This window comes from Oscillibacter valericigenes, from assembly GCF_021531435.1.
Taxonomy (GTDB): Bacteria; Bacillota; Clostridia; order Oscillospirales; family Oscillospiraceae; genus Oscillibacter; species Oscillibacter valericigenes_B.
Genome location: NZ_JAFBIS010000015.1, coordinates 35,275 through 49,719, shown reverse-complemented (window position 1 = coordinate 49,719; position 14,445 = coordinate 35,275). Strand labels below are relative to the sequence as shown.

Below are 14,445 nucleotides of genomic sequence, written 5' to 3'. Positions count from 1 at the left end.
TTCAAAAAAGCGCAAGGAGAAACCGATGAAAGTTGCGATTTACACCCTCGGGTGCAAAGTGAATCAGTACGAGACCCAGGCCATGGAGCAGTCCCTCCGGGCCCGGGGCCATGAGGTCGTGGACTTTGCAGACGCGGCGGACGCCTACGTGGTGAACACCTGCTCCGTTACGGCGGTCAGCGACCAGAAGTCCCGCCAGATGGTCCACCGGGCGAAAAAGCAGCACCCGGAGGCCGTGGTGGCGGTCTGCGGGTGCTATCCCCAGACCCACGCCGACGATGTGCGGAAGCTGGATGTGGACCTCATCGCGGGCACCGGCGACCGCACCGGTTTCATTGGCCTTTTGGAGCAGGCGGTGGCGGAAAAGCGGCACCTGGAGGCCATTGACAAGTCCTTCGAGCGCCGGGTGTTCGAGGTGCTGCCCGCCGGCGGCATGGAAAACCGCACCCGGGCCATGCTGAAAGTGGAGGACGGCTGCGTCAACTTCTGCACCTACTGCATCATCCCCTACGCCCGTGGCCCGGTGCGTTCCCTCCCCCTGGACAAGGCGGCGGAGCAGGCGAAGGGCCTGGCCGCCGACGGCTACCGGGAGATCGTCCTGACGGGCATTGAAATTTCCTCCTGGGGCAAGGACCTCAAGACGGGCCAGACCCTCATCGACCTGGTGGAGGCTATCTGCGCCGCCGCCCCCGGCGTCCGTATCCGGCTGGGCAGCCTGGAGCCCAGGACCATCACGGAGGATTTCTGCCGCCGCGCCGCCGTCCTGCCCATGCTCTGTCCCCAGTTCCATCTGTCCATGCAGAGCGGCTGTGACGCCACCTTGAAGCGCATGAACCGGAAGTATGATACGGCTCGTTTCGCACAGTCTGTTGCACTTTTGAATCAATATTTTGAACATCCGGCCATCACCACGGACATGATCACCGGCTTCCCGGAGGAGACGGAGGAGGAGTTTACCCAGACGCTGGACTTCATCCGCCGGTGCGGTTTTGCCCAAATGCACATCTTCCCCTATTCCGTCCGCCCCGGCACGCCGGCGGCGGAGATGGCCCAGGTGCCGAAGGCTGTGAAGGAGGAGCGGGCCCACCGCGCCGCTGCCGTCGCCGCGGAGATGCGCCGGGACTACCTGACCGCCTGCGTGGGCCGGACCTATCCCGTGCTGTTCGAGCAGCCCCGGGACGGCAGATTCTTCGGCCACGCCCCTAACTACATGGAGGTGCTGGCGGAGGGCGAAAACCTGCACAACGTGGTAAAGAACGTCCGGGTGACCGCCACCGACGGCGACGTACTCTTTGGAGAAATCGAGGATTGAACGATGAAAAGTCACTTTTTTGCCTATATCTCCCGGATGCGGTTCATCCAGCGCTGGGCGCTGATGCGCAACACCGCCCCGGAAAACGTCCAGGAGCACAGCCATCAGGTGGCTGTCCTGGCCCACGCCCTGGCGGTCATCCGCAATGAAAAATTCGGCGGCGCCGTTGACCCGGGCCAGGTGGCGGTGGCGGCGCTGTACCACGACGCCAGCGAGATTTTGACCGGCGACATGCCCACCCCCATCAAGTACGACAACCCCGCCATCCAGCACGCCTACAAGGAGGTGGAGGCGGTGGCGGAGAAAAAGCTGCTCCACATGCTGCCCCAGGAGCTGCAGAGCGTCTACGCGCCCATCCTGACCCCCACGGACCCCGATGTGGAGCGCCTTGTCAAGGCGGCGGATAAGCTCTCCGCCTACATCAAGTGCGTGGAGGAGCTGAAAGCCGGGAACACGGAGTTCCGGGAGGCCGCCGCCCAGACCCGCAAAGCCCTGGAGGGCTACGGCCTGCCGGAGGTCGCCTACTTCCTGGACACCTTCATCGACAGCTTCTCTCTGACCCTGGACGAGTTGAAATGAACGCTGTGAAAAAAGCGGCGGCGCTGGCGGCCTCAGCAGCGGCCCTGACCCTGGGCGGCGCCTGGTACGGCTATGATGTGGCCTTCCGGCGCAGCGAAAAGCGCCAGTCCCCCATTCGAACGATCCCCAGCGGGGAACCGTACGACCCTTACCGGGAGCAGATGCTGCGCAACATTGACCGCCTGCTGGAGACCCCCTATGAGCGGGTGACGGTCCGCTCCCATGACGGATTGAAGCTGGCAGGCAAATATTATGAGGGAGCCCCCGGCGCGCCCCTGATGCTCTTTTTCCACGGCTACCGCTCCACGGCGGAGCGGGACGGCAGCGGCGGCTTCCAGCTGTGTCGGGAGAAGGGCTGGCACATCCTGATGGTGGACCAGCGGGCCCACGGGGAGAGCGAGGGCGGGACTATCACCTTCGGCGTCCGGGAGCGGTACGACTGCCAGACCTGGGCCCGGTACGCGGCGAAGCGCATGGGGCCTGAAACGCCTGTCTTTTTGTGGGGCGTTTCCATGGGCGCCGCCACGGTGCTGATGGCTTCCGACCTCTCCTTGCCGGAGAACGTGCGGGGCATCGTGGCGGACTGCGGCTACGACACCCCGGCGGGCATCCTGAAAGAGACCATCCGCCGCTGGCGCTGGCCGGAATTTCCCACATACCGGCTGGCGGCACTGGGGGCCCGGCTGTTCGGCGGGTTCCGTGTCACGGAGACCTCCGCTCTGGCGTGCGTACATCATGCCCGCCTGCCCATTCTGCTGGTGCATGGCGAGGACGACCATGTGGTGCCCTGCGAGATGGTATACGCCCTGCGGGACGCCTGCGCCTCCCCGGTGGAGGTGCTGACCGTCCCCGGCGCGGGCCACGGCATCAGTTGGTACGTGGATATGCCTGCCTACCAGACGGCGCTGCTGAACTTTATGGAAGCACATATGAACTAAGAAAGCGGAGGCGTTTGCCTCCGCTTTTTCAGTTCAGCGTGTCCGCCGCCTGGGTAAACAGCTCCCGGAGCCGCTCCGCCGCGGCGGGGCAGGAGGTCAGCTCCGGGTCCCGGGCCAGCAGGTCCTCCGCCGCCTGCTGGGCCTCCTTCAACAGCTGGGCGTCGCAGCCGATGTCTGCCAGCTTCAACCCCGGCAGGCCGTGCTGCCGCTGGCCGAAGAAGTCGCCGGGGCCCCGCAGCCGCAGGTCCTCCTCTGCGATTTTGAAGCCGTCGGTGGTCTTTGCCATGACCTTGAGGCGCTGCTTTGTCTCCTCGTTTTGATTGTCGGAAATGAGGATGCAGTAGGACTGGTGCTTTCCACGGCCCACCCGACCCCGGAGCTGGTGGAGCTGGGAAAGGCCGAACCGCTCCGCGTTCTCGATGACCATCACGGCGGCGTTAGGTACGTCCACGCCTACCTCGATGACGGTGGTGGACACCAGAATGTCCGTCTCGTGGGCGGCGAAGGCCGTCATCACCGCGTCCTTCTCCCGGGCCTTCATTTTTCCATGGACGAACGCCACCTTCAGGTCGGGAAACACTTCGTTTTGCAGCTTTTTCGCATACTCCGTGACGGCCTTCCGCTCGTCCGGCAGCTCATCGTTCTCGGATACCATGGGGCAGACGATGTAGGCCTGCCGCCCCTCCGCCGCCAGCTTGCGGATGAAGTTGTACACCCGTTGGTGGTAGCTGCCGGGGACGGCGTAGGTCTCCACCGGCTGCCGTCCGGGGGGAAGCTGGTCGATGACGGAGACCTCCAGGTCGCCGTACAGAATGAGGGCCAGGGTCCGGGGGATGGGGGTGGCGGACATGACCAGGGTGTGGGGATGCTCCCCCTTGGCGGCCAGGGCCGCCCGCTGGGCGACGCCGAAGCGGTGCTGCTCGTCGGTGACCACCAGGCCCAGGTCGCGGTACGCGATGCCCTCCGTAATGAGGGCGTGGGTGCCGATGGCAAAGTCGATCTCCCCCGCTGCCAGTTGCTCCGCAATGGAGCGCTTCGTCTTCGCCGGGGTGGAGCCGGTCAGCAGGTCGCACCGGATGCCCAAACCCTCCAAAAGCGGGGCAAGTCCCGCGTAGTGCTGCTTCGCCAGAATTTCCGTGGGGGCCATCAGCGCCGCCTGACGGCCGTTTTTCACGCAGAAGTACACGCAGGCGGCGGCCACCATGGTCTTGCCGGAGCCCACGTCGCCCTGGCACAGCCGGTTCATGGGCACCCCGGAGCGCATATCCGCCAGGGCCTCCTCCACGCACCGCCGCTGGGCGTCCGTCAGGGTAAAGGGCAGGGCACCGTAAAACGATTCCATGTCCACATCATGACAGGGCGGCACATGGACGGTCTCCCGCCGGGAGCGCAGCCGCTTCAGGCCGATGGTAAAGAGGAACAGCTCCTCAAAGGCCAGCCGCCGCCGGGCCAGGTCCAGGGCCTTGGCGCTCTCCGGGAAGTGGATGTTCTCGTAGGCGTATTCGATGCGGCAGAGGTGGTGTGCCTGCCGCACGCTGTCCGGCAGCACATCCGGGAGGATGGCGGCGCAGTCGTCCAGGCCCTGCCGGATGGAGCGGGAGAGGATGAGCTGGCTGACCCCCGCCGTCAGGGGATAGATGGGCACGATGCGGCCTGTGAATTCCCGCCGGCCCTCCGGCTCCACAATGGGGGAGGCCATGGTCCTGCGGAGGAGGTTCCCCTCGGCCTTGCCGTAAAAGATGTACGTTTCGCCCTGGCGCAGGCTGTTTTTCAGCCAGGTCTGGTTGAAGAAGGTGACGTCCAGCACGCCGGTGTCGTCCACCGCCCGGACCTTCACCAGGTCCATCCCCTTGCGGATGTGGGACATTTTGGGCTCCGAGGCGATCATGGCGGCCACGCAGGCGGCCTCGCCGGGGACCAGCTCGGAAATTTTCTTCGCCTGGGTGCGGTCATCGTACCGCCGGGGGAACCAGCTGATGAGGTCCCGGAGCGTGGTGATGCCCAGCTTGCCCAAAGCCTTGGCCCGCTGTTCGCCGATGCCCTTGATATGGCGCACATCGGTGTTCAGGTCCGCCATGAGGTTTCCCCCTTTCCATCAAGTCGTGGTTCCATTATAATCAATTTCAGTGATTTTGAAAAGTCTTTGTAACAAAACCGTGTTCCCGCCGTCCTATGGATGCCGGACAGAGAGGAGGTGGAGCAGTGCCGGACTTCGAGGCGGTGTACCGCCAATATTTCGCGGATGTCTACAAGTATGCCCTGGCCCTCAGCCGGGACGAACAGACGGCGGAGGAGGTGACCCAGGAGACCTTCTTCAAGGCCCTGACCGCCATCGACAGCTTCCGGGGCGACTGCCAGCTGCGGGTGTGGCTGTGCCAGATTGCTCGGAACCAGTATTTGACACTCTGCCGGGAGCGGAAAAAATTCACGGACGCGGAGCCGGAGCCCGGAGACAGCGGCATCGAGGAGGGCTTCGCCGACCGGGAGGACGCCCGGCGGCTCCACATCCTGCTCCACGCCCTGCCGGAGCCGTACAAGGAAGTCTTTTCCCTGCGGACCTTTGGGGAATTGCCCTTTTCCCAAATCGGGGAGCTGTTCGGCAAAACGGAGAGCTGGGCCCGGGTGACCTACTTCCGGGCCCGCCGGAAATTGAAGGAGGGATTCGATGGAACATGATATTATTTTGGACCTGCTGCCCCTGTACCACGACGGTGTGTGCTCGGAGGCCAGCCGGGCGGCGGTGGAGGAACACTTAAAGACCTGCGGGACCTGCCGGGAAGCCCTGGCGGAGATGGACGCGCCCCTGCCGGCGGCGGAAGCGCGGAAAAACACCGCCGACGGAGCGGCGGTGAAGAAAATCAGCGACGAGTGGAAAAAGGCCAAATGGAAAGCCAGGCTGAAAGGCGCGGCTATCGCGGCGGCGGTGTGCCTGCTGCTGTTCGGGGCATGGATGGCGGCCACGCAGCTGTACCTCTTTCCCGTCCCGGCGGAGAAAATTGAAATCACCAATGTCCGCCAGCTGTCCGACGGCCGGGTCCTGTACCACTTTTTTATCGACGACGGCCTGAACCTTCGGCGAACTAAATTTGAGTACGGTGAGGATGGAAACATGTATTGTGTTCCCGTTCGGGCGCTGATCACGGAGAAGCGGTGGGAGGGAAATTCCCCGGCGAACATGGAGCTGCTTCTGGACATGGAGATGGTAGACGACCAGGCGAAGTTTATGGGCTTCCGGGAAATTGACCACGTTTGGTATGGCCGGGGAGAGGACGCCATCCTCCTGTGGGAGGAGGGTATGAAATTACCCTCCGCTAGTGAAGCCGACGAAGCGGTCTACGGATACAACGAGGTCAGTGCCGATTACTGGGCGGAACGGAAATAAGAAAAGCGCGGAGGTTTGCCCTCCGCGCCTTTTTACAGCTTGGTATTCACATAGTCCACGAACCGGTACGTGACCCCGTTTTCCTCCACAGGCTCGCTTGTCACCTCGATCTCCCACCCCGGCAGCTTATCCAGGTTGGGGAAGAACGTATCGGCCCCCGGAGCCTCATCGTCCACCTTGGTGAGGTAGACCCGTTTGCACCGGCTCAGCAGGGCGGCGTAGACGCTGCCGCCGCCGATTACCCACAGCTTGTCGTCCTCGGTCCCGGCTGCCAGCTCCACGGCGGCCTGGGGGCTTGCCACGATCTCGCTGCCCTCCCGGTCAAAATCCACGTTCCGGGTGATGACGATGTTCCGCCGCTTGGGCAGGGGCCTGCCGCCCGGGAAGGAATCCAGGGTCTTGCGGCCCAAAATGACCGTTCCGCCGATGGTCAGGGAGCGGAAGCGCTTCATATCCGTGGGCAGGGAGTACAGCAGTCCGCCCTCCCGGCCGATGGCCCAGTTCCGGTCAACAACAACGATGGCATTCATTTCAGCAGTTCACCTCAGATGGCAATGGGAATTTGATCCGCAAAGGGCGCGGGGGTGTAGCCCTCCAGCTTGAAGCTGTCCCGGGTAAAGGCGTAGAAATCCGTCACAGTGGGGTCCACGGTGAACTTCGGCGCGGGGGACTGGGGGGCGGAGAGCATCTTCTCCACGATGGGCACGTGGCGGTCGTAGATGTGGGCGTCGGCGATGACGTGGACCAGTTCGCCGGGCACCAGGCCGCTGACCTGGGCCATCATATGCACCAGCACGGCGTACTGCACCACGTTCCAGTTGTTGGCCGCCAGCATGTCCTGGCTCCGCTGGTTCAAAATGGCGTTGAGGACGTTGCCGGAGACGTTGAAGGTCATGGAGTAGGCGCAGGGGTACAGGTGCATCTCCGAAAGGTCGGCGAAGTTGTAGATGTTGGTCATGATGCGGCGGGAGGCGGGGTTGTTGCGCAAGTCGTAGAGCACCCGGTCCACCTGGTCCATGTCGCCCTCGGGGTAGTGGTGCTTCACGGAGAGCTGATAGCCGTAGGCCTTGCCGATGGAGCCGGTCTCGTCGGCCCACTCGTCCCAAATTTTCGCGTTCAGGTCGTGGACGTTGTTGGACTTCTTCTGCCAGATCCACAGCAGCTCGTCCACCGCCGTTTTCCAGTAGGTCCGCCGCAGGGTCAGGATGGGGAACTCCTTCTGCAGGTCGTAGCGGTTCACGATGCCGAACTTCTTGACGGTGTGGGCGGGGGTGCCGTCCTCCCAGTGGGGGCGGACTTCCCGGTCGGTGTCCCAGACGCCGTTTTCCAGAATGTCCCGGCAGTTTTCGATGAAGCGGGTATCGGCATAGCTCATGGCGGCTGCCTCCTTTTTCTTTTTCCAAAGACAGTATAACAGATATGCAGTGTGAATTCCACAGCCTTTTCGACAAAGAACGCCCAAATATTTTCAGGGTTTTGTGTTAATTTCAGATTGTAAAATGGTAAAATGTGCGATAAGATAAGCCGGCTGAAAACGAGGGGAGGGGATGGGCTGTGCTGGACGTCAGCGAGGTGGGCAAGCGGGGCTACCTGAACGAGGGCTTCCGCCTGTTCCATTTGAAGGATACCCGGGCCCAGAAGCTGGATTACCACTACCATGAGTTCGATAAGCTCATTCTGCTGCTGGGCGGCAAGGTCACCTATGTGGTGGAGGGCGTCACCTACTTCCTCCAGCCCTGGGACGTGCTGCTGGTGCAGCACAGCCTCATCCACAAGCCCATCATCGACCCGGCGGAGCCTTACGAGCGGGTGGTGGTGTGGCTGGACCGGACGTGGCTGTCGGAGCGCAGCGACCCCGGCGAGAGGCTGGACGCCTGCTTCGACACCGTCCGGGAGCGGGGCTTTCACCTGCTGCGGACGGACGGCGCCCGGCGGCTGGAGTATATGCGGACCATCCAGCGGCTGGAGGAGGCGCTCCACTCCAAGGAATTCGGCGCGGGGCGGCTGGCGGACACCCTGTGCCAGCAGCTCCTCATCGATGTGAACCGGGACGTCCTGGCCAGCCGCACCGCCGCGGAGGCCCCCGACAGCTACCGGGTGGACCCGAAGATGGAGGAGATTTTGCAATATATCGTCCACCATCTGGACGAGGACCTGTCGGTGGACAGCCTGTCCAAGCGGTTCTACCTGAGCCGGTACTATCTGATGCACCGCTTCAAGGCCGTCACCGGCTTCACCGTTCACCAGTATATCAGCCAGAAGCGGCTGCTGCTGGCCGGGGAGCTGATCCGCCAGGGGGTTCCCGTGATGAAGGCGGCGGAGCAGGCGGGCTTTGCCGAGTATTCCACCTTCCTGCGGGCGTTCCAGAACACGTTCCACATGAGCCCCCGGGAATTCCGCTGATTGTAAGTCAGAAACGAGAAAGAGAAGGAAGTATCATCCCATGGAAACCAAGGAAACCCTCCCACAGGTCCGGAGGATCAACATCGAATTTACCAAGGAGGACCTGCGGCGGCTCATCATCCCGCTGGTCATCGAGCAGCTGTTGGCCATCACCGTGGGCCTGTTCGACTCCGTCATGGTCTCCCAGGTGGGCGAGGCGGCCATCTCCGCCGTCAGCCTGGTGGATACCGTGAACGTCCTGCTGGTCAACGCGTTTTCGGCGCTGGCCACCGGCGGCGCCGTCATCGCGGGCCAGTATCTGGGCCGCCGGGAGCCGCAGAAGGCGGGGCATTCCGGCCAGCAGCTCCTGCTGTTCATGGGGGAGGTGTCCCTCCTTGTCATGCTCCTGTTCTACCTGGGCAAGGGCTTCGTGCTGGGCGTGGTGTTCGGCCAGGTGGAGCCGGACGTGGCGGCCTACGCCAACACCTACTACCTCATCGTGGAGTCGTCCATCCCCTTCCTGGCGCTGTACAGCGCGGGAGCGGCCCTGTTCCGGGTCATGGGCAATTCCAAAATTTCCATGTGGGTCTCCCTGCTGATGAATGTCATCAACGTGACAGGCAACGCCCTTTTGATCTTCGGCTTCCACATGGGCGTGGAGGGCGTCGCCATCCCCACCCTGGTCTCCCGCCTGGCGGCGGCCGCGGCCATGATCGTCCTGCTGAAGCGGCCGGGCCTGCCTCTGCGGATAGAGAGCTTTACCTTTCACCATGACCGCTATGTGGTCAAGCACATCCTGCGCTTCGGCGTGCCAAACGGCATGGAGGGCAGTATGTTCCAGTTGGGCAAAATTCTGCTGCTGTCCACGGTGTCGGTGCTGGGCACCGCTTCCGTGGCGGCCAACGCCATCAGCAACACGGCCTGTACCTTCCAGTGCGTCCCCGGCAACGCCCTGGGCCTGGCCATGGTGACGGTGGTGTCCCGGTGTGTCGGCGCGGGCAATTACGAAAAAGCCCGGTTCTATACGAAAAAATTGCTGAAGTCCACTTATTTTTATATGTGGGGCACCATTACGCTGACGCTGCTCCTGCTGCCCCTGATCATGCGGCTGTACAACGTCTCTGACGAGGCGGCGGCGTACGCCCGTGAGATCATCTGGATGCACGGCATCGTGGCCTGCGTTCTGTGGCCCGCCTCCTTTACCCTGCCCCAGGCCCTCCGGGCCGCGGGCGACACCCGGTTCACCATGGTAGTCTCCACCGTGTCCATGTGGATGCTGCGGGTGGGCCTGGGCATCCTGCTGGGCCGGTACTGGGGCTTCGGCGTGGTGGGCATCTGGATGGCCATGTTTGCCGACTGGATGCTGCGGGTGGCCTTCTTCCTCCCCCGGTTCCACGGACACAAGTGGGAGACGATGGGCATTCGGGAATAAAAAAGACGGGACGCCGCGGCGTCCCGTCTTTTTTATTCATCGGCCTCCGGTGTGCGATGGAGGGACTGCCGGAACTTTCGCGGCGGCATCCCTACATGCTTGGAGAACTGGAGGTTGAAATAGTTCTGGGTGTCGTAGCCCACCTCCTCGGCGATGCGGGAAATGGGCAGGTCGGTCTCCACCAGCAGGTTCTGGGCCTCACCGATGCGGCGGCGGGTCAGGTACTGCATGGGGGAGTAGCCGCTGGACTCCTTGAACACATGGGAGAGGTAGTAGGGGCTGGCGTGGAGGGCGTCCCCCAGGCCCTGGAGGGTCAGCGGCTCCCGGAAGTGGCGGTCAATGTACTCCCGCACCTGCCGGGCCAGAGAGCCGGGCTCCGGGTTGGAGGGCATCCGCAGGGAGAGGGAGCCGGTGATGGTCAGCGCCCGGTCCAGCAGGGCCAGCATCAGGCGGTGGCAGAACACCTCGCAGTCCTGCCGCTCCGTGGAGAGGTAGCGGAACATGACGTCGTACAGGGCCCGGAGGTCCGGCAGCTCCGCACCCACGGGGTGGACCGGGGACTCGTCCTCGGGGATGAGGGCGTTTTCCCGCAGGCCCGGCAGCCGCAGGCCGCCCACGGCGATGCACCAGCTGCCGAAGGGACTGCTGGAGAGCTCGTCGTGTACCACGCCGCTGTTGAATACCAGCAGGTCCCCCGCCCGGACCTCGTAGGCGTTGTCGCCGATCAGGAAGCGGGCATGCCCCTCGTCGATGAGCAGTACCTCCACAAAGTCCGGGTGGGCGTGGAGCAGCCGTGGATGGGCCTCCTGAGTGGGAGGCCGGCGGCTGACGTACAGCAGCCGGGGCATGGTCTCCGACGTGAAGGCGGGCTGATAATTCCGTTTGACAAAACACTGGATCTGCGGGTCCTGCATAAGCGGTCCTCCCTGGGCCGTCCCGACGGGACAGCAAGATGTTATAAAAATCCGGCGGGACACACAACTGCCGGGACGCAGAGGTTGGCAGCGGCGGAAAACCTTGAAAATCAAGCAGTTTCAACAAAAAATGGGCGAAAATTTCGTGAAACTGACAACGTTAGAAAACTTGAAAACCCGGCAAGATATTCAATGTCTTTGAAGAAAAGACGTGGTATCATATAGCCAACATCAAGAAAGAAGGAGGTGCCCCAAATGTTCTACGCTCTGCTTTCCATCGTCGTTCTGGGCGGCGCCATGTATTTCAATCGATAATGCTGGCGTGATTCCAAGGCGGTCCCGAAAGGGACCGCTTTTTTGCGTTTTTCATACTAAAACCTGATAAAAAGCGGCTTATAAAAAGCGGCTTATAAAAAGCGGCTTTTTATAGCGGGTCGCGCGTCAGGTTTTTATGAGACGGCGTGACGCACGGTACGTGCGGCACGAGCATGCGCAGCATGCGGGATCTCAAATAAAGCATTTTATTTGAGATCAGTATCAGCCGCCGATCATCACGCCGATGTTGCCGTGGAGGGCGACGCGGATGAGGCCGCAGAGGAACAGGTGGAGGGGATAGTAGACATAAAACAGCCATTTCATGCCCTTCCAGCTCCCCCGCTGGCCGTTGTACCGCCCCAGCAGGGGGATGGTGAGGGCGGTGAAGAACTGGAGAACGCCGTAGACCGGGTCGATGAAGATGACGTACACGGCGGCGTACAGCGCCACCCAGCGCATCATGCCCGTCATCTGCCGCCTGAAGTTCCCCCGGTGCTGCCCAATTTCCAGAATTGCCAGCACCGCGATGCAGCTCCAGTCCGCGCAGAAGGTGACGACGGTGATGGCGATGACCGCCAGGAATTTCTGCCACTGTTTCAGCCGTTCGCTGTCGGCAACGGACAGCGCCACCACGCCCCAGAACAGGGGCCAGAGCACGCTGGTCTGGTTGAACACGGAGGTCCGGAAGGGGATGAAGGGGATGCCGAAGGCAAAGTTATAGGCGAAGTGGCTGATGAGGGCAAAGACCAGCAGCCTGCCGGCGTATTGTTTCCGGTCATGGGTGTAGTAGTATCCCTCCGCTACGAAGAACCAGAAGATGGGCGCCGCCATCCTGCCGATGATGTGCAGCAGCAGGATCCACCAGACCTTCGGATAGCCGGGGAACAGGACGCAGGTGACATGGTCGATGGTCATGGCGGCCATGGCGATGACCTTCAGCTGATTGCCATTCAGGGCCTTGCGCTCCATCGGCTGCGCCTTCTCTCTGTCAAGCATAAAGTTATCCGCGGGCAGTCAGCCGGAGGATGGCCTCCATTTCCTCGGGGCCGATCTTCACGAAGCCGCCGAAGGGGAAGCCGCCCGGCTTTTCCGCCCGGTGGGACACCATGGCGGGGATGTCGGCCTCCCGGCCACCGATCTCCGCAAGGGTGGTGGGCATTCCCAGGGCGCGGAAGAAGCTCCGCAGGCGGGCGATGCCCTCTTTCGCGGTGTTTTCGGGGTGGGCGAAGTCCATCTCGCAGCCGAACACGTTGACGGCGAACCGGGCGAAGCGCATCACGTCGTGGTCCATCACATACTCCATCCAGGCGGGCATCACCACCGCCAGGCCAGCGCCGTGGGCGCAGTCGTAGAAGGCGGAGAGCTCATGCTCGATCTGGTGGCTGGCCCAGTCCTGGACCCGGCCCACGCCGCAGGAGTTGTTGTGGGCCAGCATCCCCGCCCACATCAGGTCGGCCCGGGCGGCGTAGTCATCGGGGTTTTTCAGGGCCTTGGGCGCGGCCTCCAGGATGGTTTTCAGCAGGGCCTCGCACAGCCGGTCCGTCAGAACCACATCGGGGGTGTTGGAGAAGTACCGCTCGCAGATGTGGGAGAGCATGTCCGTGGCGCCGCTGGCGGTCTGGTAGGCGGGGAGGGAGCAGGTATAGCGGGGGTTCATAACGGCGAAGACGGGGCGGAATACATCACTTTTCAGGTTGCCCCACTTGAGGCTGCCGTTTTCATGGGTGATGACGGAGGAGTCAGAGGCTTCGCTGCCGGTACCGGACAGGGTCAGCACCACGCCCACCGGCAGGCTCGTCTCCGCCGGCTTTTTGGAGAAGAAGTCCCAGAAGTCCCCGTCGTAGGGCACGCCCACGGCAATGGCCTTGGCGGTGTCGATGGCGCTGCCGCCGCCCACCGCCAGCAGGAAGTCCACACCCTCCCGGCGGCAGAGCTCGATGCCCTCGTACACCTTGCCGCTGCGGGGATTGACCTGGATGCCGGGAAGCTCGACGAAGGGAATGCCGGCCTCCCGGAGGGACGCGGTGACGGCGTCATAGGCGCCGTTGCGCTTGATACTGCCGCCGCCGTAGACCAGCAGGGCCTTCGTGCCGCCGAAGCGGCGGACCAGAGAACCGGTGTTTTGTTCCTCACCGTCGCCGAAGGCGAAGAAGGTGGGGGAATAAAATGTAAAGTTGTTCATGGGAAACCTCCTGAAATAGTGAGAATGGGGAAATCAATAGCCTTTCGTCCGGTCCACAAAGCCGCGGAGCGCTTTCCCGGCGGCGTAGTTTTTCAGATCCTCGCAGAACATGGTCACGTTGGTGTCGCAGGTGTAGCCCAGGGTCATATTGCCGGAGACGTGGGGGGTCAGGATGAGGTTTTTGGCGCTCCACAGGGGGTGGTCCTTGGGCAGCGGCTCCGGGTCCATCACATCCAAGGCGGCGCCCGCGATGCGGCCGGAGTTCAGGGCCTCGACCAGCGGCTCCTGCTCGATGGCGGTGCCCCGGCCCACATTGATGACATAGGCATCCTTCGGCAGCAGGGCGATGCGCTCCCGGTTCAGGATGTGGATGGTCTCCGCCGTGCCGGGGAGGGCCATCACCAAAATCTTCGTGTCGGGCAGCACACGGTCCAGCTCCGCGATGGGATGTACCTCGTCAAAGGCGGGGTGGGGCTTTCCGGAGCGGCTGAGGCCGGTGATCTTGGCGGCGCCCATGCCCCGCACCCGGTCCGCCACGTTGACGCCGATGTTGCCGGTGCCCAGGATGGTGAACTCGTTGTCCCGGATGGAGCGGATGGGAAGCTGGTTGCTCCAGCTCCGGTTCCGCACCACCTCCTCGTACTCCGGCATCCGCCGCAGCAGCATCAATGTCACCATGACCACGTGCTCGGCGATGGTGACGCCGTAGACGTTGGAGTTGGTGAGCACGCAGTCGGGGTTGGCGAAAATGGACGGGTCCTTGCAGTAGGGGTCCACCCCCGCGAAGGAGCAGCAGTACCATTTTAAAGCAGCGGGGGCGGCGCGCAGCAGCTCCGGGGAGTGGGCGTAGAGAATTTCGCAGTCCTGTACGCAGGCTTTCGCCTCCTCGAACTGGTCGAGAGTAAAGAAATGGGGAGCGAAGCCCAGCTCTTCGGCGGTTTTCTGAATCTGCGACTTGTGGGCGTCCGTCAGAAATTCCTGATAGATACAAATATTACGGCTCATAGAG

14 protein-coding genes are annotated in these 14,445 nt (G+C 62.8%); 7 read left to right on the top strand and 7 right to left on the bottom strand.

Going from position 1 to position 14,445, the window contains the following annotated elements:
• Nucleotides 1-25 precede the first annotated feature (25 nt).
• From mtaB to JQM68_RS09520, 3 genes are read left to right on the top strand one after another with little or no spacing between them, the layout of a single operon-like run.
• The gene (mtaB, locus tag JQM68_RS09530; protein ID WP_235222779.1) at nucleotides 26-1,312 is read left to right on the top strand and encodes a tRNA (N(6)-L-threonylcarbamoyladenosine(37)-C(2))-methylthiotransferase MtaB; all 1,287 of its coding nucleotides are present in this window, start codon (nucleotides 26-28) and stop codon (nucleotides 1,310-1,312) included.
• A gap of 3 nt (nucleotides 1,313-1,315) precedes the next feature.
• Nucleotides 1,316-1,891, top strand: coding sequence for a 5'-deoxynucleotidase (gene yfbR / locus JQM68_RS09525; protein WP_235222778.1), 576 nt, complete (start codon nucleotides 1,316-1,318; stop codon nucleotides 1,889-1,891).
• A complete protein-coding gene (locus JQM68_RS09520) occupies nucleotides 1,888-2,829 on the top strand; it encodes an alpha/beta hydrolase (protein WP_235222777.1) in 942 nt (313 codons plus the stop codon). The genes yfbR and JQM68_RS09520 overlap by 4 nt, the downstream gene beginning before the upstream one ends.
• Nucleotides 2,830-2,857: 28 nt before the next feature.
• Here the strand turns inward: JQM68_RS09520 and recG are convergent, their stop codons facing one another.
• Nucleotides 2,858-4,906, bottom strand: a complete 2,049-nt coding sequence (gene recG / locus JQM68_RS09515) for an ATP-dependent DNA helicase RecG (RefSeq protein ID WP_235222776.1) — start codon at nucleotides 4,904-4,906, stop codon at nucleotides 2,858-2,860.
• 125 nt (nucleotides 4,907-5,031) lie between these two features.
• On the opposite strand from recG, the gene JQM68_RS09510 reads away from it, so the two are divergent.
• The gene (locus tag JQM68_RS09510) at nucleotides 5,032-5,505 is read left to right on the top strand and encodes an RNA polymerase sigma factor (protein ID WP_235222775.1); all 474 of its coding nucleotides are present in this window, start codon (nucleotides 5,032-5,034) and stop codon (nucleotides 5,503-5,505) included.
• Nucleotides 5,495-6,211 (top strand): zf-HC2 domain-containing protein, encoded by a 717-nt coding sequence (locus JQM68_RS09505; RefSeq protein WP_235222774.1) that lies wholly within the window; start codon nucleotides 5,495-5,497, stop codon nucleotides 6,209-6,211. The genes JQM68_RS09510 and JQM68_RS09505 overlap by 11 nt, the downstream gene beginning before the upstream one ends.
• A gap of 32 nt (nucleotides 6,212-6,243) precedes the next feature.
• Here the strand turns inward: JQM68_RS09505 and JQM68_RS09500 are convergent, their stop codons facing one another.
• Nucleotides 6,244-6,741, bottom strand: a complete 498-nt coding sequence (locus tag JQM68_RS09500) for a dihydrofolate reductase (RefSeq protein ID WP_235222773.1) — start codon at nucleotides 6,739-6,741, stop codon at nucleotides 6,244-6,246.
• 14 nt (nucleotides 6,742-6,755) lie between these two features.
• A complete protein-coding gene (thyA, locus tag JQM68_RS09495; protein ID WP_235222772.1) occupies nucleotides 6,756-7,586 on the bottom strand; it encodes a thymidylate synthase in 831 nt (276 codons plus the stop codon).
• Nucleotides 7,587-7,765: 179 nt separating this feature from the next.
• On the opposite strand from thyA, the gene JQM68_RS09490 reads away from it, so the two are divergent.
• Both JQM68_RS09490 and JQM68_RS09485 read left to right on the top strand, forming a co-directional pair.
• Nucleotides 7,766-8,614: an AraC family transcriptional regulator gene (locus JQM68_RS09490; protein ID WP_235222771.1), complete on the top strand. Its 849-nt coding sequence runs from the start codon at nucleotides 7,766-7,768 to the stop codon at nucleotides 8,612-8,614.
• Nucleotides 8,615-8,654: 40 nt separating this feature from the next.
• Complete coding sequence (locus tag JQM68_RS09485; protein ID WP_235222770.1) at nucleotides 8,655-10,025, top strand: MATE family efflux transporter; 1,371 nt, start codon at nucleotides 8,655-8,657, stop codon at nucleotides 10,023-10,025.
• Nucleotides 10,026-10,057: 32 nt separating this feature from the next.
• On the opposite strand, the gene JQM68_RS09480 is transcribed toward JQM68_RS09485, so the two are convergent.
• From JQM68_RS09480 to JQM68_RS09465, 4 genes are all read right to left on the bottom strand, one after another.
• Nucleotides 10,058-10,939, bottom strand: coding sequence for a helix-turn-helix transcriptional regulator (locus JQM68_RS09480; RefSeq protein ID WP_235222769.1), 882 nt, complete (start codon nucleotides 10,937-10,939; stop codon nucleotides 10,058-10,060).
• Nucleotides 10,940-11,476: 537 nt separating this feature from the next.
• A complete protein-coding gene (locus tag JQM68_RS09475) occupies nucleotides 11,477-12,223 on the bottom strand; it encodes a TraX family protein (protein ID WP_235222768.1) in 747 nt (248 codons plus the stop codon).
• Between the two features lie 31 nt (nucleotides 12,224-12,254).
• Nucleotides 12,255-13,436: an iron-containing alcohol dehydrogenase gene (locus JQM68_RS09470; protein WP_235222767.1), complete on the bottom strand. Its 1,182-nt coding sequence runs from the start codon at nucleotides 13,434-13,436 to the stop codon at nucleotides 12,255-12,257.
• 33 nt (nucleotides 13,437-13,469) lie between these two features.
• Nucleotides 13,470-14,441: a D-2-hydroxyacid dehydrogenase gene (locus JQM68_RS09465; RefSeq protein WP_235222766.1), complete on the bottom strand. Its 972-nt coding sequence runs from the start codon at nucleotides 14,439-14,441 to the stop codon at nucleotides 13,470-13,472.
• Nucleotides 14,442-14,445 lie beyond the last annotated feature (4 nt).

Coding starts and splice junctions, on each gene's coding strand:
- JQM68_RS09520 (WP_235222777.1), top strand. CDS start 1,888: ATGAACGCTGTGAAAAAAGCGGCGGCGCTGGCGGCCTCAGCAGCGGCC.
- JQM68_RS09485 (WP_235222770.1), top strand. CDS start 8,655: ATGGAAACCAAGGAAACCCTCCCACAGGTCCGGAGGATCAACATCGAA.
- JQM68_RS09465 (WP_235222766.1), bottom strand. CDS start 14,441: ATGAGCCGTAATATTTGTATCTATCAGGAATTTCTGACGGACGCCCAC.
- JQM68_RS09475 (WP_235222768.1), bottom strand. CDS start 12,223: ATGGAGCGCAAGGCCCTGAATGGCAATCAGCTGAAGGTCATCGCCATG.
- yfbR (WP_235222778.1), top strand. CDS start 1,316: ATGAAAAGTCACTTTTTTGCCTATATCTCCCGGATGCGGTTCATCCAG.
- JQM68_RS09470 (WP_235222767.1), bottom strand. CDS start 13,436: ATGAACAACTTTACATTTTATTCCCCCACCTTCTTCGCCTTCGGCGAC.
- JQM68_RS09505 (WP_235222774.1), top strand. CDS start 5,495: ATGGAACATGATATTATTTTGGACCTGCTGCCCCTGTACCACGACGGT.
- thyA (WP_235222772.1), bottom strand. CDS start 7,586: ATGAGCTATGCCGATACCCGCTTCATCGAAAACTGCCGGGACATTCTG.
- mtaB (WP_235222779.1), top strand. CDS start 26: ATGAAAGTTGCGATTTACACCCTCGGGTGCAAAGTGAATCAGTACGAG.
- JQM68_RS09480 (WP_235222769.1), bottom strand. CDS start 10,939: ATGCAGGACCCGCAGATCCAGTGTTTTGTCAAACGGAATTATCAGCCC.
- JQM68_RS09500 (WP_235222773.1), bottom strand. CDS start 6,741: ATGAATGCCATCGTTGTTGTTGACCGGAACTGGGCCATCGGCCGGGAG.
- recG (WP_235222776.1), bottom strand. CDS start 4,906: ATGGCGGACCTGAACACCGATGTGCGCCATATCAAGGGCATCGGCGAA.